Raw genomic sequence first — 250 nt, 5'->3', positions numbered from 1 at the left:
GACCATTTTCAAAATTTCAAGCGTTATGCGATTCCTAAAGCACAGTTAGTAATTGCTGATATTCCTTACAACATTGGAAATAATGCTTATGCTTCAAGTCCTGAATGGTACAAGGACGGAGATAACAAAAATGGTGAGAGTAATAAGGCTAATGCAACATTTTTCAATACTGATGTTGATTTCAGAGTTGCAGAGTTTATGCATTTCTGCTCACACATGTTGATTAAAGAGCCTAAGCAAACAGGGAAAG

Annotated in this window: 1 pseudogene; it reads left to right on the top strand. The window is 36.0% G+C overall.

From position 1 onward, the window contains the following. Positions 1-250 (top strand): annotated as a pseudogene (locus GSM_RS13710) (DNA-methyltransferase); the annotation flags it as partial.

Origin of the sequence: Liquorilactobacillus mali KCTC 3596 = DSM 20444, assembly GCF_000260415.1 — a bacterium.
Classification (GTDB): Bacteria; Bacillota; Bacilli; order Lactobacillales; family Lactobacillaceae; genus Liquorilactobacillus; species Liquorilactobacillus mali.
The sequence above is the reverse complement of the archived record's forward strand: the minus strand, read 5'-3'. Positions and strand labels throughout refer to the sequence as shown.